Origin of the sequence: Pseudomonas syringae group sp. J309-1 (genome assembly GCF_032582135.1) — a bacterium.
Taxonomy (GTDB): Bacteria; Pseudomonadota; Gammaproteobacteria; order Pseudomonadales; family Pseudomonadaceae; genus Aquipseudomonas; species Aquipseudomonas quasicaspiana.
The window spans coordinates 57120-76742 of the sequence record NZ_JAWHNU010000016.1 but is presented as its reverse complement, the minus strand read 5'-3'; the positions used below and the strand labels follow the sequence as shown (position 1 = coordinate 76742).

At 55.5% G+C, this 19623-nt stretch carries 20 protein-coding genes; 10 read left to right on the top strand and 10 right to left on the bottom strand.

Annotated features, from left to right (window positions below):
* Positions 1-33 precede the first annotated feature (33 nt).
* The 3 genes from RX972_RS11805 to RX972_RS11795 form a co-directional block, all read right to left on the bottom strand.
* Complete coding sequence (locus RX972_RS11805; RefSeq protein ID WP_255879116.1) at positions 34-540, bottom strand: GNAT family N-acetyltransferase; 507 nt, start codon at positions 538-540, stop codon at positions 34-36.
* Positions 537-1436, bottom strand: coding sequence for a chemotaxis protein (locus RX972_RS11800; RefSeq protein ID WP_027901033.1), 900 nt, complete (start codon positions 1434-1436; stop codon positions 537-539). Before RX972_RS11800 ends, RX972_RS11805 begins: the two co-directional genes overlap by 4 nt.
* A gap of 157 nt (positions 1437-1593) precedes the next feature.
* Entirely contained in the window at positions 1594-1764 is a 171-nt protein-coding gene (locus RX972_RS11795; RefSeq protein WP_316875493.1) for a hypothetical protein, read from the bottom strand.
* On the opposite strand from RX972_RS11795, the gene hmpA reads away from it, so the two are divergent.
* The 7 genes from hmpA (at position 1763) to cyoE (ending at position 9430) form a co-directional block, all read left to right on the top strand.
* Positions 1763-2944 carry an NO-inducible flavohemoprotein gene (hmpA, locus tag RX972_RS11790; protein WP_316875491.1) on the top strand — a complete coding sequence of 394 codons (1182 nt, stop codon included), beginning with the start codon at positions 1763-1765 and terminating at the stop codon, positions 2942-2944. The two genes, RX972_RS11795 and hmpA, sit on opposite strands and share 2 nt — an antisense overlap.
* A gap of 658 nt (positions 2945-3602) precedes the next feature.
* Entirely contained in the window at positions 3603-4127 is a 525-nt protein-coding gene (locus tag RX972_RS11785; protein ID WP_099267589.1) for a disulfide bond formation protein B, read from the top strand.
* Positions 4128-4579: 452 nt separating this feature from the next.
* Entirely contained in the window at positions 4580-5548 is a 969-nt protein-coding gene (cyoA, locus tag RX972_RS11780) for a ubiquinol oxidase subunit II (RefSeq protein WP_027901030.1), read from the top strand.
* 3 nt (positions 5549-5551) lie between these two features.
* Positions 5552-7570: a cytochrome o ubiquinol oxidase subunit I gene (gene cyoB, locus RX972_RS11775; RefSeq protein WP_099267590.1), complete on the top strand. Its 2019-nt coding sequence runs from the start codon at positions 5552-5554 to the stop codon at positions 7568-7570.
* A gap of 2 nt (positions 7571-7572) precedes the next feature.
* Positions 7573-8196, top strand: a complete 624-nt coding sequence (locus RX972_RS11770; protein WP_027901028.1) for a cytochrome o ubiquinol oxidase subunit III — start codon at positions 7573-7575, stop codon at positions 8194-8196.
* Positions 8197-8532 carry a cytochrome o ubiquinol oxidase subunit IV gene (cyoD, locus tag RX972_RS11765; RefSeq protein WP_027901027.1) on the top strand — a complete coding sequence of 112 codons (336 nt, stop codon included), beginning with the start codon at positions 8197-8199 and terminating at the stop codon, positions 8530-8532.
* Between the two features lie 10 nt (positions 8533-8542).
* Positions 8543-9430 carry a heme o synthase gene (cyoE, locus tag RX972_RS11760; protein ID WP_027901026.1) on the top strand — a complete coding sequence of 296 codons (888 nt, stop codon included), beginning with the start codon at positions 8543-8545 and terminating at the stop codon, positions 9428-9430.
* A gap of 81 nt (positions 9431-9511) precedes the next feature.
* Here cyoE and RX972_RS11755 read toward each other — a convergent pair whose 3' ends face one another.
* Both RX972_RS11755 and RX972_RS11750 read right to left on the bottom strand, forming a co-directional pair.
* On the bottom strand, positions 9512-11017 hold the full coding sequence (locus tag RX972_RS11755; RefSeq protein ID WP_231666088.1) for a hypothetical protein: 1506 nt from the start codon (positions 11015-11017) through the stop codon (positions 9512-9514).
* Between the two features lie 199 nt (positions 11018-11216).
* Complete coding sequence (locus tag RX972_RS11750) at positions 11217-11642, bottom strand: VOC family protein (RefSeq protein WP_316875486.1); 426 nt, start codon at positions 11640-11642, stop codon at positions 11217-11219.
* A gap of 126 nt (positions 11643-11768) precedes the next feature.
* On the opposite strand from RX972_RS11750, the gene RX972_RS11745 reads away from it, so the two are divergent.
* Entirely contained in the window at positions 11769-12653 is an 885-nt protein-coding gene (locus RX972_RS11745) for a LysR family transcriptional regulator (RefSeq protein ID WP_316875483.1), read from the top strand.
* A gap of 108 nt (positions 12654-12761) precedes the next feature.
* On the top strand, positions 12762-13781 hold the full coding sequence (locus RX972_RS11740; RefSeq protein WP_099267593.1) for a branched-chain amino acid aminotransferase: 1020 nt from the start codon (positions 12762-12764) through the stop codon (positions 13779-13781).
* A 90-nt stretch (positions 13782-13871) separates the two neighbouring features.
* Here RX972_RS11740 and RX972_RS11735 read toward each other — a convergent pair whose 3' ends face one another.
* From RX972_RS11735 to RX972_RS11725, 3 genes are all read right to left on the bottom strand, one after another.
* Entirely contained in the window at positions 13872-14849 is a 978-nt protein-coding gene (locus RX972_RS11735; RefSeq protein ID WP_316875479.1) for an ATPase, read from the bottom strand.
* 165 nt (positions 14850-15014) lie between these two features.
* Positions 15015-15803, bottom strand: a complete 789-nt coding sequence (locus RX972_RS11730) for a transporter substrate-binding domain-containing protein (protein WP_316875477.1) — start codon at positions 15801-15803, stop codon at positions 15015-15017.
* Positions 15804-15975: 172 nt separating this feature from the next.
* Complete coding sequence (locus tag RX972_RS11725; RefSeq protein ID WP_027901017.1) at positions 15976-16764, bottom strand: transporter substrate-binding domain-containing protein; 789 nt, start codon at positions 16762-16764, stop codon at positions 15976-15978.
* Positions 16765-17355: 591 nt separating this feature from the next.
* On the opposite strand from RX972_RS11725, the gene RX972_RS11720 reads away from it, so the two are divergent.
* Complete coding sequence (locus RX972_RS11720) at positions 17356-17970, top strand: YitT family protein (RefSeq protein ID WP_099267596.1); 615 nt, start codon at positions 17356-17358, stop codon at positions 17968-17970.
* A gap of 119 nt (positions 17971-18089) precedes the next feature.
* Here RX972_RS11720 and RX972_RS11715 read toward each other — a convergent pair whose 3' ends face one another.
* Positions 18090-18320, bottom strand: a complete 231-nt coding sequence (locus tag RX972_RS11715) for a hypothetical protein (RefSeq protein ID WP_316875474.1) — start codon at positions 18318-18320, stop codon at positions 18090-18092.
* Positions 18321-18369: 49 nt separating this feature from the next.
* Positions 18370-19254, bottom strand: a complete 885-nt coding sequence (locus RX972_RS11710; protein WP_027901015.1) for a manganese catalase family protein — start codon at positions 19252-19254, stop codon at positions 18370-18372.
* Positions 19255-19623: the final 369 nt, after the last annotated feature.

Below are 19623 nucleotides of genomic sequence, written 5' to 3'. Positions count from 1 at the left end.
CATGAACATCGATTGATGATGGAGTATGCCAGATCAGGCCTGATCGGTTTCCTGGCGCTGGACGTAGCGCATGCCTGCCTTCTCATACAGGCAGCGCGCGGCCAGATTATTCTCCATGACCTTGAGGTCCACCCAGGCTTCGCCTCGCTGCCGAAAAATGTTGAATACATGGTTGAGCAACTGAAGCGCCAGGCCTTGATTTCTGGCACGGGGGTGTACGACCAGATCCTTGATGAAGGCGCTGGTCCAGCCCTGAATCAGCCCGACCATTCCCTGCTCATCCCGGAGGGCAAAGCACAGCGTCGGATCGTATTCGGGATCGGTTCGCCAGTCGTTTACCCAGTCTTGATACTCGGGCATCCGTATATCGTCGGCATGCCCCTGCAACAACAGAGCGTGAGCTTCAGGGGCGTCTTCGAAGGTGAACGGCGTGATCTGGATATGACCGGGCCATGTTTGTGCCGGGGCCAGATTTCCCAGATCACGGCGCATCAGCCACCAATGCCGGTCTGAACCGCCGAGGCGGTCCATCACACTCATGCGCCTTGAGCCTTGACCGCGCGTGCAGCGACGATCAGGCAGCGGGTCAACTCAGGTGAGGAAAACTTGGTCAACACCGCATTGGCCCCTGCAAGCCTGGCTTTCTCACTGTTCATGGCGCTGTCGAGCGACGTGTGCAGCAGAATATACAAGTCTTGATAGTCAGGCGTTTCACGCAGTGTGCGGGTCAAAGCGTAGCCATCCATCTCGGACATTTCGATGTCGGAAACCAGCACGTTGATCTGCGCAGGAGATCCCTGGAGTTCGAGCAAAACGTCAATGGCCTCCTTGGCGCTGCGGGCCGTGTGGCAATCGATACCCAGATTGCGCAGTGTGAGCAGCGATTGCTGCAGCGCCACCTGGCTGTCATCGACCACCAGAATGCGGGTGGCAGCCAGCAGTTCAGCTTCTTCCATGGTCAGCGCATCCGGCTGTGCAACGATCTGCGCCGGGGCAATACCGTGGATGACTTTTTCGATATCCAGTACCTGCACCAGCGTGCCATCGACCTGAGTGACACCGGTGATGAACGATCTGCCGTTGGCACCAAAGGGCGGTGGGCGGATATCAGTCGTCAGGCAATGCACGATCTTGCTGACGGCCTGAACATGCAGCCCCTGTTTCGAACGACTGACGTCAGTAACGATCAGGCAGCCGCCATCCGGGTCGACCAAAGGTCTTTCACCAATGGCCCGGCTCAAGTCGATCACCGACAGCGAGGCTCCTCGCAGCGTGGCGACGCCTTTGACGTGCGGGTGCGATTCGGGAAGTCGTGTCAGGGCAGGGCAGGGGATGATTTCGCTGACTTTCAGCAGGTTGATCGCCATCAACTTGCCGCTGCGTAATGTGAACAGCAGCAGCGAAAGTGAATCTGCTCGGACGTTCTTGGTGGACATATAAAACCTTCTGGCAATAAAAGTTTTGCCGCAGTAAGCAGCAAATAGCCTTCTCTGAACAGGTTATCGACCCGGTACAGGCACGCTTGAGGGTTTTTTGTGCGCTAACCGGATTTGCCTGATCCAGTCGACATGTCGACAGCGGACTGGATGAAGCTCACAGCGATGAGTCATTAAGACCTCGTGTAGTCATAATGACCGCTTTTCTTTTGGAGTCTATTTGACTAATAACCGCTAACTCATTGATTTTAAAAGCCTGAAATTCTGGCATGGTTTCTGATACGGCATGAGTACTTTTTTCAACGCCTTTCTGCAAGGAGTACATCATGTTGACCGCCTCGGATCGCGTCATTGTCAAAGCCACCGTCCCACTGCTGGAAAGCGGGGGCGAAACGTTGACGACTCACTTCTACAAAAAGATGCTCGATGAGTATCCACAAGTCAGGCCGCTGTTCAATCCTGCGCATCAGGCCAGTGGCGATCAGCCCAGAGCTCTGGCCAATGGTTTGCTGATGTATGCCCGGCACATTGATGAACTGGAGCAGTTGGGTGGCTTGCTGACAAAAATAATCAACAAGCATGTCGCCCTGCAAATCCTGCCGGAGCATTACCCGATTGTCGGTCGTTGCTTGCTGAGTGCTATCCGCGAGGTGCTGGGTGATGTGGTCGCCACTGAAGAGGTGCTGCAGGCCTGGGGTCGTGCCTATCAACAACTCGCGGATGTGCTGATTGGCGCCGAGCACGCAATCTATGAAGAAAAGGCGCAGGCCCTTGGCGGCTGGCGTGGTACGCGTGAATTCACGCTGGCAGCCAAAGTCGCTGAAAGCTCGGAGATCACCTCGTTCTACCTGCGGCCCGCAGACGGTGGGCAGTTGCTGGAATTCGCGCCGGGCCAGTACATCGGGGTGCAATTACAGATTGCCGATGAGGAGGTGCGCCGTAACTATTCGCTGTCAGCGGTGGCGGGCAATAACCAGTACCGGATCAGCGTTAAACGCGAGCCTCGCGGTAAGGTTTCCAACTATCTGCATGATCACTTGCAAGTGGGCGACAGCCTGCACCTGTTTCCACCCTCGGGCGAGTTCACCCTGACAGCCAGCGACAAGCCGCTGGTGTTGATCAGCGGGGGAGTGGGCATCACCCCAACCCTGGCGATGCTCGAAGCTGCACTCACAACATCGCGTCCGGTGCATTTCATCCACTGCGCCCGCAATGGCAGCGTGCATGCCTTTCGCGACTGGGTTGACGGACTTGCCGTCAGGTATCCGCAGCTCAAACGTTTTTACTGCTACGCCGAAGATGACGGTGTCAGCCCGGCGGCAGATGCACTTGGCCTGCTTGATCAATCGCGCCTGGAGCATTGGTTACCCGAAGAGCGAAATGTGGATGCGTACTTCCTCGGCCCCAAGGCTTTCATGAAGGTCATCAAACGCCAGCTCAAAATCGCAGGAGTGCCGGAAAAGCAAAGTCGCTTCGAGTTTTTTGGTCCGGCTTCTGCCTTGGAGTGAGGTGCGACAAATAGTCGCGCTCCTCTATATATAGAAGAGGGCTCCCGAGGAATGCGTTTTCCTCAAGCATGGCTGCCGCCGATAAGCAAAATACGCTCCGTTTGCTTTCTGTAGGAGCTGCCGGAGGCTGCGATAGCGTACTGCCTGACCTGCCGCTATCGCAGCCTTCGGCAGTTCCTGCAGGGATGGCCCGATGCTACCTGCTGCGACAAATAGCCGCATCCCTCTATATATAGAAGGATGCGGTTTGTCCCGATTTGGTCCTTGAATGGAGATGCCTTTTCTGGAGGAGCTGCCAAAGGCTGCGATAGCGTACTGCCTGACACTCCGCTATCGCAGCCTTCGGCAGCTCCTACAGGGATGGACCGATGCTACCGGCTGCGACAAATAGCCGCATCCTTCTATATATAGAAGGATGCTGTTCGTCCTGCGCAATGCAGTTGCTCATGCATTGAACTGGCGCAACCAACACCACCGGGCGGCCAAATATGCCCATATGGCGGGTACAGGCTTGAGTTGTCTGTCACGGACCATGATTATCGCGAGCGACCAGGGCGTTGAGCCTTTACAATCCGGTGTCTGCCCTCGGGGTGCTGGCATCAAGTCCCCCGGCATTGATCGAACGGTCCCAATGGACACCCTTTCGAAAGGTAAGTGAATGAGCGACAACATGTTGTACCTAAAACGCGAGAAGCGCTTTCTGGTCCTGCTGGGCGTTATCTGCCTGGCGCTGATCGGCGGGGCGCTGTACATGCAGATCGTATTGGGCGAGGCGCCTTGCCCGCTGTGCATCCTGCAACGCTATGCGCTGCTGTTCATCGCCATCTTCGCCTTCATCGGCGCGGCCATGCCGGGCCGCCGCAGCATCACTGCGCTGGAAACACTGGTAGTGCTCAGCGCAATAGGCGGGATTGTTGCCGCAGGCCGCCATGTCTACATCCTTTCGCATCCTACCGAGAGCTGTGGCATCGATGTGCTGCAACCGATTGTCGACGGCCTGCCACTGGCCTCGATGTTCCCGATCGGGTTCCAGGTCAGCGGGTTCTGCACGACCCCTTATCCGCCAGTCCTCGGATTGTCCCTCGCGCAGTGGGCTCTGGTTGCGTTCGTTTTGACCGTCGTACTGGTGCCGATCGGCATCATTCGTAACCGTCGGAAATACCGCGGGCTACAGGGCCTGTAAGGAAAAAGTGCCCCTACGGAAAGGGGCATTTTTTGTGAAAAATTCGTGAGCTGTTTGTCGATTTTTACAGATCCTGATACAAACTGTTGCTAAAAAAAACATAGTCATTAAATTTCTAGATATCTACAATCCCCGCACTTGCCCCGCTGGCTTACCCAGTGATGAGCATTTTCGAGGTCAAATAGCGCCTTTTGCGCAGGCTGTGCCGTAGTGCCAGTCGGACTCTGAAGTACCATGAATGCATGCACCAAAGGGAGTTGGCCCGTATTCCGGGCGTGATGCCACGCATTCGAACAAGAAATTAAAGATAAATATGGATTTGTCGTTACGCTTTGCATGCGTCGTGACAGGCTTTGTTCAATCCAAAAAATATGCCAACACGGCAGGTTTCGGTGTTGGCGGTCGAAAACCAATTGCACCCGCAAGCTGCTTTTGCTTTTAGAGGTCGTGAGATGAGTAAAAAAAGGTACCCCAGGTTTTTTGGCTTCTTGGCCCTTTTCAGCATGCTTTTGCTCAGTGGTTGCGAGGGCGTGCCTCTGCTCGATCCTAAAGGGCAAATAGGGCTCGACCAGCGCAACCTGATTATCACCGCAACGCTGTTGATGTTGATCGTGGTGATTCCGGTCATTTTCCTGACCATCATCTTCGCCTGGAAATATCGTGCCACCAACAAGGACGCCACTTACACGCCTGAATGGTCGCACTCCACCAAGATCGAGGCCGCAGTCTGGGGCATTCCGCTGGTCCTGTTGGTGTTTCTTGGCTACATCACTTACAAGTCTACTCACGCTCTGGACCCGTATCGTCCAATCGAGTCCGATGTGCCGCCGATTACCATCGAGGTGGTTTCGCTGGACTGGAAGTGGGTCTTCATCTACCCGGAACAAGGCATCGCAACGGTCAACAAGATCGTTTTCCCAGCCAATACTCCGGTGAATTTCAAGATTACCTCTGATTCGGTGATGAACTCGTTCTTCATTCCGGGTCTGGGCGGCCAGGTTTATGCCATGGCTGGCATGCTGACCAAGCTACACTTGATCTCTAACGAAAATCACGAATACGACGGTATCTCCGCCAACTACAGTGGCGCGGGTTTCACCGGCATGAAGTTCAAGGCAATTGCAACGTCCAAGGCGGATTTCGACGCCTGGGTCGCCGAAGTCAAGAGTTCACCTAAAAAGCTTGAAGCTTCGGAATACGCTGCTCTGCTCAAACCGAGCGAGCGTAACCCGGTCGAGCTGTTCTCCGCAGTCACTCCGAACCTGTTCAATGCCGTCATCGACAAGTACGAAGGCATGAAGCCAGGCAAGGTGAACCCTCACGAGCAGGAAGGTACTGCACGCGAGTCGGACGCCAACGTGGGTGAGAAAGTGATGGACATGGGCAAGGGTAAGCATTCAGCTGCTGGGGCAGAGGAGTAAACGATGTTTGGTAAATTAAGTCTGGACGCGATCCCGTATCACGAGCCGATAGTCATGATCACCCTGGCGATGATCGCCTTGGGTGGTATCGCGCTCGTTGCGGCACTCACCTACTTCAAGAAGTGGACCTACTTGTGGACTGAATGGCTGACGTCAGTCGACCACAAGAAAATCGGTGTGATGTACATCGTGGTTGCCATGGTCATGCTGTTGCGCGGTTTCGCCGACGCCGTGATGATGCGTACCCAGCTGGCCTTGGCCCAGAATGGTGCCGAAGGCTATCTGCCGCCTGAGCACTATGACCAGATCTTCACCGCTCACGGTGTGATCATGATCATCTTCATGGCGATGCCATTCTTCACCGGCCTGATGAACATCGTCGTGCCGCTGCAGATCGGTGCCCGTGACGTTGCCTTCCCGTTCCTGAACTCCTTGAGCTTCTGGCTCCTGGTGTCCGGCGTACTGTTGGTCAACATTTCCCTGGGTGTCGGCGAGTTCGCTAAAACCGGTTGGGTTGCTTACCCGCCATTGTCCGGGCTTGCCTACAGTCCTGGAGTGGGGGTTGATTACTACATCTGGGCGCTACAGCTATCCGGACTAGGGACGACGTTAACGGGTGTCAACTTCCTCGTCACCGTGCTGAAAATGCGCACGCCTGGCATGAAGCTGATGGAGATGCCGATCTTCACCTGGACCTGCACCTTCGCTAACATCCTGATCGTTGCTTCGTTCCCGATCCTGACTGCCACCCTGGCAGCCCTGACTCTGGACCGTTACCTGGACTTCCACATTTTCACGAACGAGTTGGGCGGTAACCCAATGATGTACGTGAACCTGTTCTGGGCGTGGGGTCACCCTGAGGTTTACATTCTGGTACTGCCGGCGTTCGGTGTGTTCTCCGAAGTCATCTCTACCTTTACCGGCAAGCGTCTGTTCGGCCACAAGTCGATGATCTACGCCAGCGGCGGTATCACCGTCCTCGGCTTCATGGTCTGGCTGCACCACTTCTTCACCATGGGTTCTGGCGCCAGCGTCAACGCCTTCTTCGGTTTGGCAACGATGCTGATTGCGCTGCCGACGGGTGTGAAGCTGTTCAACTGGCTGTTCACCATTTACCAGGGCCGTCTGCGCTTCACCGCGCCAGTGCTCTGGACCCTGGGCTTCATGATCACCTTCTCGATCGGCGGTATGACCGGCGTTCTGTTGGCGATCCCGGGTGCTGACTTCGTGCTGCACAACAGCCTGTTTGTAATCGCTCACTTCCACAACGTCATCATCGGCGGTGCGGTATTCGGTTACATCGCTGGTTTCGCGTTCTGGTTCCCTAAAGCGTTCGGCTTCAAGTTGAACGAGAAGTGGGGCAAGGCTTCGTTCTACTGCTGGTTCTTCGGTTTCTTCGTCGCGTTCATGCCGCTGTACTTCCTGGGCTTCCTGGGTATGACTCGTCGTCTGAACACTACCGACAACCCGGCCTGGAACCTGTACCTGGACATCGCCTGGTTCGGTGCAATGCTGATCGCCGTTGGTATCGCATGCCAACTGATCCAGATCTTCGTGAGTATCCGTGACCGCAACAAGCCAGAGAATCTTGATCTGACTGGCGACCCATGGAATGGCCACACGCTGGAATGGTCGACGTCTTCGCCGCCACCGTTCTACAACTTCGCTGAACTGCCTAAAGCCGACGAGCTGGATGCATTCACCGCGGCCAAGCGTGATGGCGTTGCTTACAACGTACCGGCTCACTACTCGGCGATCCACATGCCGAACAACACTGCGACTGGCCTGGTAATGGGTCTGCTGTTGACAGTGTTCGGTTTTGCCATGATCTGGCACATCTGGTGGTTGGCTATCGCCAGCCTGGCGGCGACCGTTGTTTCGTTCGTCATCCACGCCGCACGTGACGATCAAGGCTATATGGTGCCCGCTGAAGAAGTGGCGCGTATCGAAGGTGAGCAGCACAAGGTCCTCGTGGCTCAGGGTGCATACACGCCTGGCAAATCCACACTGGAACAGGTTTAAACATGTCGAACTTAGTATTGAATCCAGGAGATGCCCACGATCACAGTGATCACGGGCATGATCACCACGATGCGGGGCCGATGACCGTTTACGGTTTCTGGCTCTACCTGATGACCGACTGCGTGTTGTTCGCATCCTTCTTCGCGATCTACGCGGTGTTGGTAAACAACGTTGCAGGCGGTCCTTCGGGACACGACATTTTCGAACTGCCATTCGTAGCCGTCGAAACTGCTTTCCTGTTGTTCAGTAGTATCACTTACGGCTTTGCGATGCTGGCCGTTCACAAGGGCAAGAAGAGTCAAGTGCTGGGCTGGTTGGCCCTCACTTTCCTGTTCGGTGCCGGCTTCATCGCGATGGAAATCTACGAGTTCCATCACCTGATCGTTGAAGGTTATGGCCCTAGCCGTAGCGGCTTCCTGTCTGGCTTCTTCGCGCTGGTAGGCCTGCACGGTCTGCACGTGACCAGCGGCCTGATCTGGATGGGCATCATGATGTATCAGGTCAAGACTCGCGGCCTGACGTCGACCAACGCTACCCGTCTGAGCTGCCTGAGCCTGTTCTGGCACTTCCTGGACGTGGTATGGATTTGCGTCTTCACCGTTGTTTATCTGATGGGGACTTTGTAAATGGCTAACGCACACGCGCATACCTCTGCTGACGACCATAGCAATGGCGTAAAGGACTATGTGATCGGCTTCGTCCTGTCCGTGATCCTCACTGCTATCCCGTTCGGCGTTGTGATGTACCCGGTCATGTCCAAGTCAGCGACGCTGATCACTATCCTGTTGTTCGCTGTGGTGCAGGTTCTGGTTCACCTGCGCTACTTCCTGCACCTTGATCGTTCGGTTGCCCAGCGCAATAACGTGTTCGCTTTTGCGTTCACTGCGATGGTCATCGTGCTGCTGGTCGGCCTCTCGTTGTGGATCATGTTCAGCATCCACACCGTCATGATGGCTAAATGAGGTAACCCTGATGTCCCTTAAGCACTTTATCCAAATCACCAAGCCGGGGATCATTTTCGGTAACGTGCTTTCGGTGGCAGGTGGCTTTTTTCTGGCCTCCAAAGGGCAAATTGACTTCGGCATGTTCCTGGCCGCAGTCATAGGCACCTCATTGGTCGTGGCATCCGGTTGTGTATTCAACAACTGCATCGATCGTGACATTGACCAGAAGATGGAGCGCACCAAGAACCGTGTGCTGGTACAAGGCCTGGTCTCACTGAGACTGGCCTTGCTCTACGCGACGATTCTCGGTGTTGGCGGGGTGGGGTTGCTTTACACCAAAACCAACCCGCTCGCAGCGATGCTCGCCGTGATCGGCTTCGTGATTTACGTCGGCTTCTACAGCCTGTATTTCAAACGCAAGTCGGTACACGGCACATTGATCGGTAGCTTGTCGGGGGCCATGCCTCCGGTAATCGGTTACTGCGCAGTGAGCAACAGCTTCGACTTTGCGGCATTGACCCTGCTGGTGATGTTCAGCCTCTGGCAGATGCCGCACTCCTATGCCATCGCGATTTTCCGTTTCAATGACTACCTGGCTGCGAAGATTCCGGTTCTACCGGTTGAGCGCGGTATCAAGGTCGCCAAGCGGCATATCCTGCTCTACATCCTGGCGTTCCTGGTCACCACCTTGATGTTGACCTTCGGCGGTTACGCCGGGCTCAACTATCTGGCGGTTGCTGCGGGCATGGGTATGTACTGGCTGTATATGGCCTGGAAAGGCTACAAGGCGGTGGATGACACCGTCTGGGCCCGCAAGCTGTTCGTGTTCTCCATCTTCACCATCAGCGCTTTGAGCTTCATGATGTCGGTGGACTTTCAGGTAACCAAAGATCTGCTGGTGACTTACGCCTTCTGATCCACAGTTAGTCTGAAAACAGAAAGCCCCGTTGCTCGTTTGAGCAGCGGGGTTTTTTATTTCTGGCGTTTCACCTCTCACTCAATTCTCAAACCAAAACTCATACTTCCCCGTCGGCTGCTCCAGCGCATAAGCCTGCATCACCTCCCTGAGTGTCTGCGCTGATTGCTCGTCGGTCGCATAAAAAGCAACGTGGTTGAACGCCGTAGCGATTTTAGGGATGTGCATCTGCAGTTCGCCGACCTTGATCCAGTTGTCCGGGCGTTCGGGGAACCACTCTTCGTAAACGAAGGCATAGTGGACGTTCTTGCGATCCATCAAATCCTTTATCCATTGCGGGCCGCTTTCGGACTTGCGCAGTTTCAGCGCTTCAAGGTTGCCCAGGCCCCAGAGGTCCAGCACGTATTGTCTGGAGTTCAGCGCCACCAGTCCAAGATCGTTGACTGCCACAGGGGCGTTGAGCCGCTGGGCGATCTGTGACATCGGGTACTGCTGGTTATAGACCGCTGCTGACGCTAGCGGTGTGCTCAGGGTGGTGTACACCAGTTGCGCGAACGCCAGTGGTAGCAGGCCGAAGATGATTGCTGTGGTGCGCGCCTTGAGATGGGTCAGGCACAGGTGCAGGAAAAACACCCCAAGAAATGTCAGCCAATAGATTTCATAGCGCCCGAACCATCCATTCTTGCCAAACAGGGTATGCAGCGCGGTGACCGTAATCAGCAGCATGACCAGCAGTTTGCGGTTCGGCATGAAGGCACACATGACCAGCATCGCGAGAATGATCCAGCCATACTTTTCAAACTGGCCAATGGCATTCATGACGATGGACGATAGCCCGGTCGTGTCCGATTTGGCGATAACAGAGGAGGGCAGGTAGCCAACGCCCAGCCTGGCCAGAAACAGAGAGAACAGCGCCACGATACCGACCAGTGCGACTCCGCAGACCAGCGGCTTCAGACGCTCACTCTTGCACAGCAAATAGAGCAACACCGGAAGAGACACCGCCAGCCCTTCGTAACGCACCAGTGGCAATAGCAGGATGGCCAGGTAGACGCCGTTGCTCGTGATCTGTTTGCCGTAAAACTCTTTGCGCAGCACGCCCACTGCAATTACCGCCACCAGATAAATCTGCAGGCAATGTTCCATGCCGTTGAAGATCAGCCCGTAGAAGTTGGTCGCGAGAAACCATCCGCCCAGAATGAAGAACCGATGGGCAGAGCTGATACCCGACAGCAGTCGATTGAAAAGCGAAAAGGTCAGAAAGGAGAAACCGATGTTCAGGAGCAGCGGCACCCACAGCATCAAGCCGCTGAGAGGGGTAAAAGGCGCCAGGAGAAAGGGCCAGAGGATGCTCGACGACGGTGCCGAATATTCGCCGGGATTGATGCCGTAATGACCGCTGAAGATGCGCCTGGCCAGATCGATATGGATATATGGATCATCGAGGGTATACATCAACGTGCCGCCGTTGATGACCAGTATGCTCAGCAACAGCAGAGTGACTGGCAGGCAGAACAGCAACAGCATCAGGCGGCGATCAGGAGTGGTTGCGATAGAGCAGGTTGCTGCGTTGATGCCCGTATCCATGGCTATCTGCTCATCAAAGAAGGCGAAGGAGTCCTGTTTGTCTGAAACAGGGTCAGCCTAACGCAGCACCACTTGATGTCAAATTAATGGCCTTAATCGCTTCCTGTTCGATGAGGTGTTTATCACGCGTCAAAATAACCACTTCAGGTGTGAAGGCTACTGTCACGAGTGCGACTGGCAGCCCCCGCCATAAACCTGATTACTTGGCGAACAACTGACCGATGTCCTTGAACGCCTTGAACTCCAGCGCGTTGCCGCACGGGTCGAAGAAGAACATGGTGGCTTGCTCACCGACTTCGCCTTTGAAGCGCACGTAAGGTTCGATCACAAACTTGATGCTCTGCGAACGTAGACGCTCGGCCAGGGTTTCCCAGTCTTCCCAGCTCAATACCACACCAAAATGCGGAACGGGCACGTCATGGCCGTCCACCACGTTAGTGCCTGCCGATTCTTGCGAGGCGGTTTTCGGGTGCTCATGAATCACCAGTTGATGGCCGTAGAAATCGTAGTCAACCCAATGATCGCTGGACCGGCCTTCGGTGAAGCCGAAAATATTGGTGTAGAAATGGCGGGCGGCGGCCAGGTCGTGGACGGGAATAGCTAAATGGAAAGGGGCGAGGCTCACGGTAGTCATCCTTTTTTTATGAGGCAAAGGCTATGGAAGATGGATTGATTTTAGATAAGAATAAATTTATGCAAAGCAGATATATTCACTGCTCAGCTCAAATAAAATCGATCAATCGGATGGCTTATGCTGCGTGAATTGAAGACCTTCATCGCCGTGGCCCGCTATGGCACCTTCGCCGCGGCGGGCATGCACATTGGTTTGACCCAGTCAGCTGTCAGTTCGCAGATCAAGAACCTTGAACAGGCCTTGGGTGTGCGTTTGTTTGATCGCACCGGGCGTCAGGCGATTCTCAATGCCGCTGGCGTTCGCGCGCTGCCTCTGGCTCAAGAAATGTTCGAGCTGTTCAATCGCATGTCGACGCCGGTGGACCCGGATGAGTATCGCGGCGAAATGAAGATTGGCGCGATTGCCAGCGCGCAAACCGGATTTCTGCCTCAAGCGTTGTTAAGGCTGAGGCGTCGCGCACCGGCGGTGGAGGCCAAGCTGGTGCCTGGCGTGTCGCTCAACCTGCTGAGTCAGCTGGACGCGGGTGAGCTAGACGTAGCGATCCTTATCAAGCCGCCCTTCGAGTTGCCCAAAGAACTGCATGTGCAGGTGCTGGAAACCGAGCCCTTTGTGCTGATTGTGCCGCTGGATGTCGACGAGACCGATCCACTCAAGCTGTTGGCCGGGCAGCCGCACGTGCGCTACGACCGCGCTTCGTTCGGTGGACGTCAGGTCACGCGGTTTTTGCGTGAGCAGCAGATCGAGGTGCACGTCGCGCTGGAACTCGACGAGCTGGACGCTATCGTCAAGTTTGTCGAAAGCGGTTTGGGCATTTCCCTGATACCTCGGGCCGGGCTCTGGCTGGAGCGCGAAGCCAGGGTGCGGGTCATCAGCCTGGGCGACCTGACCTTTCATCGCGAAGTGGTGTTGATGATGCGCCGTAGCCAGCGCGATCTGCCGCTGCACAAGCTGTTCACCGATTGCCTGACACCTGACGCCGGTGGAGAGAATTCGTCAGATTGAAGGTGTATCAAGGTTTATGCGTATTTGAGGCCGCAAGCCGCGGATGATCTGGCAGAATACGGCCATTGCCTGATTCGTCCAGGCAGCCGCTAAATGAAAGAGGGCGTTATGAGTCACGACAGCATTAATTGGGACACTCTGGGTTTCGACTACATCAAAACTGATATGCGCTACCTCTCTCACTGGCGCGATGGCGCATGGGACGAAGGCTCGCTGACTGAAGACAACGTGCTGCACATCAGCGAAGGCTCCACCGCGCTGCACTACGGCCAGCAGTGTTTCGAAGGCCTGAAGGCCTATCGCTGCAAGGACGGCTCGATCAACCTGTTCCGCCCTGACCAGAACGCCCTGCGCATGCAGCGCAGCTGTGGTCGCCTGTTGATGCCGCAAGTGCCGACTGACGTATTCATCGAAGCCTGCAAGAAAGTCGTTGCTGCCAATGAGCGTTTCATCCCGCCTTACGGTTCCGGCGGCGCGCTGTACCTGCGTCCCTTCGTGATCGGCGTGGGTGACAACATCGGCGTGCGTACTGCGCCCGAGTTCATTTTCTCGATCTTCTGCATTCCGGTTGGCGCCTACTTCAAAGGTGGTCTGAAGCCGAACAACTTCGTGATCTCCGGCTATGACCGCGCAGCGCCACAAGGCACAGGCGCAGCCAAGGTCGGCGGTAACTACGCCGCCAGCCTGATGCCAGGTTCCGAAGCCAAGAAACTGAGCTTCGCGGATGCCATTTATCTGGATCCGCAAACCCACACCAAGATCGAAGAAGTCGGCTCGGCTAACTTCTTTGCGATTACTCACGATGACGTGTTTGTGACCCCCAAGTCGCCTTCCGTGCTGCCGGGCATCACTCGCCTGTCGCTGATCGAACTGGCGCAGAGCCGTTTGGGCCTGAAGGTCGTGGAAGGTGATGTGTTTATCGACAAGATCTCGGACTTCAAAGAAGCCGGCGCTTGCGGCACTGCTGCGGTGATTACGCCAATCGGCGGGATTTCGTACAACGACAAGCTGCATGTGTTCCACAGCGAAACCGAGGTCGGCCCGGTGACCCGCAAGCTCTACGCAGAACTGACCGGCGTACAGTCCGGTGACGTTGAAGCGCCAGCAGGCTGGATCGTCAAGGTTTGATGTAAACCTGTAGGAGCTGCCGAAGGCTGCGAACGAGGCTGTGTCAGACAGACCGCTTTCGCAGCCTTCGGCAGCTCCTACAGATCTCCGTTATTTCGTGGAATCTGTCTCCTTCGCCGGCCCCAGCACTATCACCAGGTGCCGCAAGTCTTCCACGCTCAAACTGAGGCTCTTGCCCGACGGGCTCTCGCTCACTTCGCCCAGCGCATACACCGTAAAGAATTTCACCTCTTCGGCATGGCTCAGCAGTTCGCTGATGTATCGGCTGGAGCGGTAGGCTTTCATCTGCGCAGGCGACACATACAGCGTCACCAGCTTGCCCTCAAGCCGGTCGAAGAACTTGAACTTGAACCCCAGCCCATAGCGCTCCACCAGACCGCCGCCGTATAGCACCCGACCGTTATCGCCCAGCTTCGCGTATTTGATATGCCGGAAGTAGGAGCGCAGCGTCAGCTCGCCCTGGCCAGGAATCTTCAGGGTCAGCAGCTTGAAGTCATCGGCGGATAACTGCGCTTTGGCCTGGCGATAGCTGTCGACCAGACGTTCAAGGTTGTTGGTGCGGGTTTCGCTGTCGCGAGGAGGCTTTGCTGCTGGAGCCTTAACGGAAATAGGTTCATCCGCTGCCTCTACGGCAACAGCAGCAGGTTTGGCTTCTTTGGTTTTTGCTGCGCCCGGCGTCTTGATGGCTGGATCAAAGACGTCGATATAGTCATCCAGCTTGCGTTTGGCCTTGCGGATGCGCGTCTGTGGTTCGGTTTCTTCGCTATCAGCGGGCGGCTGATTTTCTTCTGCCTGCTCATCGATCCACTCACAATCGGGATGATGATCGGAGTGCGGGTTAGCGCGAAAGTGAGCAGACACAAACGTCGGATTGTCCTGCGGCTTCACGTCGTAACGCACGCCCGTAATCTTCGCCCCGAGTCTGCGACAGGGTTCGCTCGAACAGAGAAACTCAAAACGCTGCCGAGGTTCTTCCTGAGAAAAGTATTCCCGGCGCGCAGCACTGATCGACAACTCCTCCTGGAGCTCGACACAGAACGCACGGGTGATGGTTTTGTTGGTTTTCATCTGGCAGGTCCGACAGGTCAGAAGCACGTCGTAGTGTCTTTGACATAACTGTGGCCTGCAATAGACACCAAACCGGTAGGAGCCAACTTGTTGGCGAGGCAGCGTGTCTGATACACCGCGTCAAGCCTCTCGCGAACAAGTTCGCTCCTACCGGTTTTTCGGGTTTTACTGCCCCGGCACTGCCAGCCAGTTACCCACTGCTTTCTGATAAGCACCGGTGGCTTTGCTCAAGTGCAGCCACTGATCGACATAGCTTTTCCAGGCCACATCGCCACGTGGCAGCAGATAGGCTTTCTCACCGTATTGCAGAGACTGGGTCGGGTTGATCGCACACAAACCCGGCATGCGCTTCTGCTGGTAGAGCGCTTCGGAAGCTTCGGTGATCATCACGTCAGCTTTTTTATCCAGTAGCTCCTGGAAAATGGTTTTGTTGTCGTGGAACGCCAACTGCGCATTCGGCAAGAAGGCACGGGCGAAGGCCTCGTTGGTGCCACCGGCCGGTTCGATTACGCGTACAGACGGCTTGTTAATCTGCTCGAGGGTTTGATAAAGCGCCACATCTTCACAACGGGCCAGTGGAATCTTGCCATCGACGTCCAGCGTGCTGCTGAAGAACACCTTCTTCTGGCGCTCCAGTGTCACCGAAATCCCGCCCACGGCGATGTCGCACTTCTCGGCGACCATATCCGGGACCAGCGTCTTCCAGGTGCTCGGCACCCATTGCACCTTCACCCCGAGGCTTTGCGCCAGAGAGCGGGCCAGTTCGATATCAATGCCTTCGTACTCACCGTCTTCGCGCAGGAAAGAATACGGCTTGTAATCACCGGTGGTGCACACCGCGAGTTTTCCCTCTTGCAACACCTTGTCCAGATGCGACGGCAGTTCCTGTGCCTGGGCAAAACCCGACAGCCCGAAAAGCAGGGCGGCGGTAGCGCTGTGTTTCATGTTTTTCATAGGAGGAGAAGCTCGAGGGTTGGAGTGATGCTGCGGACAAAGCAAGAACGGAGCCATGTCGCGCAAGTGCGCAACCACTCAAACCCTGTAGGAGCTGTCGAAGGCTGCGAAGCATTTATCCTGACATACCGCGATCGCAGCCTTCGGCAGCTCCTACAGATGAACGCTCTTCTTACTGCCCCGGCACCGCCAGCCAATGACTGACCACGGTCTGATACGTCCCGGTTGCCTTGCTCAGGTGCAGCCATTGATCGACATAGGCCTTCCAGGTGGTGTCGTCCCGTGGCAGCAGATAGGCCTTCTCGCCGTATTGCATGTAGCGCGTCGGGTTGATCGCACACAGCCCGGGCATGCGTTTCTGCTGATACAGCGCCTCGGACGAATCGGTAATCATCACGTCGGCTTTCTTATCCAGCAGTTGCTGGAAAATCGTCTTGTTGTCGTGGAAGGCCAGTTGCGCCGCAGGCAGGTGGGCGCGCACAAACGCTTCATTGGTGCCACCGGCTGGCTCGATCAGGCGTACCGAGGGCTTGTTGATCTGCTCGATGGTTTGATACAACGCCTGATCTTCACAGCGGGTCAACGGGATCTTGCCGTCAACGTCCAGCGTGTTGCTGAAGAACGCCTTCTTCTGGCGTTCAAGCGTCACCGAAACACCGCCCATGGTCACGTCGCATTTACCGGCCAGCATGTCCGGCATCAGGGTTTTCCAGGTCGTCGGCACCCACTGCACCTTCACGCCAAGGCTCTGCGCCAGCGAGCGGGCCATTTCGATGTCGATGCCTTCATATTCGCCATCCTCGCGCAGGAAGGTATAGGGCTTGTAATCACCCGTGGTGCAGACAGCCAGCTCGCCGGACTGCAGCACCTTGTCCAGATGCGAGCCTGAATCGTCAGCCAGGGCGGTGCCGGAGAGTCCCAGCAGCAGGGTAGCGGTGATGCAAAGTTTCTTATTATTCATGGAGGGCAGAACTCGAAAGTTAAGTCATAAGGCGGCCGTAATCCTGCCTGACAATCACCGTCGCTGCCATTGTTGCGGGGTCGTTATCTGCCCCTATTTCAATGTGTATTCATGCAAAAACACCTGACTGCACTGTTTTTCGTGGGAGCGAATTCATTCGCGAAGGCGTTTATCCGGCAAAAATATCTGCGTCTGACACACCGCCTTCGCGAATGAATTAGCTCCCACAGGGATGTGTTTTCACCGCGTAAATATCTGACTGCACTGTTTTTCGTGGGAGCGAATTCATTCGCGAAGGCGTTTATCCGGCAAAACATCTGCGTCTGACACACCGCCTTCGCGAATGAATTCGCACTCAAGGGATTTCCATTCATCCCGGCAACGGTGGGCTATTTGGCAAGCGTGTGAATATGCACCACGGCAGTGCGATCCGGCGCATAAACAGTGCATTTTATGCTTGTGAGTGCGTGATATACGCATATCTATCTATTTAGCGCGCACATCGATCTTTTATTGGGTAATCTGTGCGCGCTTTGGTTGGCGGTTTTCTGTTGGCCAGCTATTCGTCCTTACACTTTTCAAGAGTTCGTCATGACCCAGATCGCCGCCACTCAGACCGTCAAGCACTCCATGTTCGAAGACATATTTGCGATCGTCATTGGCACGTTGATGGTGTCCTTTGGGGTGATGATGCTGCGTCAGGTGGGCGGTGTGACCGGTAGCAGCGCCGGGATCGCGTTCCTGATCAGCTATGCGACCCATTTGTCATTCGGCGTGGCATTCTTTCTGATCAACCTGCCGTTCTATTACCTGGCCATCCGCCGAATGGGTTGGGCGTTTACTATCAAGACCTTCTGCTCGGTGGCGCTGGTGTCGATATTCTCCGAACTGCACGCGCGGTTCATCCATATCGACCAGTTGCAGCCGATCTACGCAGCGCTATTCGGCAATATCATGATGGGCCTGGGGTTCATCGTTTTGTTCCGGCACAAGGCAAGCCTGGGCGGTATCAATATTCTAGCGCTGTACCTGCAAGACCGCATTGGTCTGCGCGCAGGCAAGTTGCAGATGGTTGTAGACGTACTCGTGGTGCTGGGTTCGCTCTACCTCGTCAGCCTGCCGATACTGTTGGCATCCATCGCCGGTGCCATCGTGCTGAACCTGATCATCGCGGTGAACCATCGGCCGCACCGTTATACCGCCTGATGCCTTCCAGGCAGTGCAGAAAAAACAAGAGCAAGCCCCCGCTGAGGAGCCTGCTCTTTTTTTGCGGTGCTTCACTGGTTGTTACTCTGGGGGTGTTTACTCTGGGGCAGCGACTCTGGCTATTTACCCGCCCGATAGCTGATTGCCGCATAACCACTGGTTGAATGCGACTGAAGTTCTCGGGTCAGTTGCCCAAGCGTTCGCAGACTCTTCAAGGTCTGGTTCACCTGAAAACCACGTTTGAGAATAACGGCCTGCTGATCAAAACGTTTTAGCGTTGAGTCAAATACAGCGGGTGCAGTCTCAAGTGTCTCCAGATCCTGTCGGGGCGAATGTCCAGTTAAAGCCATGGTTACCTCCTTATCAGTTCGGGGTTTGGGCCAGCGATTGTTCAAACGATCAAGCGTCTTTGCCTTGCACGAAACCTGAGCCCAGATCAGCCGCAGTGATCGGGTTGGACTCCGGATCGGACATGGTTCGGGTTTTCATATCAAGCAGCACATCTTCATCTTCATCTGACAACACGACAGACGCACTACCGTCGCCACCATCCACCGCAGGCTCTGGCGATTCGACGTATTCCCACTCTTCACCCTCGTTCCATGGGCCGCGCACATCCGGGCCGCCAGTGGACAGGTTGAAGTACACGTTGGTGAACTCAGGCATGCCGGGCAACTTGCCTTGCGGGAAGTTAGGCTGGATGGAGTGCAGTGCTTTTTCGAACGACTTCTGGTGAGCAATTTCCCGAGTCATCAGGAAGCCCAGCGCTTCTTTGACACCTGGATCGTCAGTCACATTCATCAGGCGCTCATACACAATCTTGGCCCGTGCTTCGGCGGCAATGTTGGAACGGAAGTCCGCCGTTGGTTCGCCGATGGTGTCGACATAAGCGGCAGTCCATGGCACGCCGGCCGAGTTAGTCAGTGGCGCGCCGCCGCCATACAACAGGCTGGTGATGTGCGAATCGTTACCGGCACCGTTGATAGCGCGATACAGTTCGCCTTCTTCCTGTACGCCTTCAGCCAGTTGGCCTTTGCCGCCACGGTTCAGCATGCAGATGATCGAGCCAATGATTTCCAGGTGGCTCAGCTCTTCAGTGGCGATGTCCATCAGCAAGTCTTTACGGCCTGGATCTTCTTCGGCCAGGGCTTGAGTGAAGTAGCGCGCTGCTGCCGCCAGTTCACCTTGAGCTCCACCAAATTGCTCAAGCAGAAGATTCGCCAAACCCGGGTTTGGTCTTGCCACGCGCACGGTGTATTGCAAACGTCGGTTATGTAAAAACATGGAGTTATTCCTCAACTTTATCTTGGCCAAAACGGCTGTGTGGTCATCTTTGTGGCCACAGGAAAGAGAGCAATTGAAAAGAAGTACCGTTCCAGAAAGTTGACCAGCGGTATTAAAAATTTAGAACTTGCAAGTTGATAGAGTCGACTGAGTGTTTATTGTCGTATAAATGCACTGTTTTGGGTGGGTGGTCTTTGACTGGTAGCTATTGGCTATACATAAAATGCCCTGGTGTCCTGACTGTCGTGCAGCAAATATTCGACCTGTAGGCGCTCACCGAGGTTACGAGGCCGGCGATGGGGGGTTGGGTGACACGCACGCATCGCTGGGCGGGGTACCTGGGGGCTCGGCGGCCGGGCGCGGGTGAGT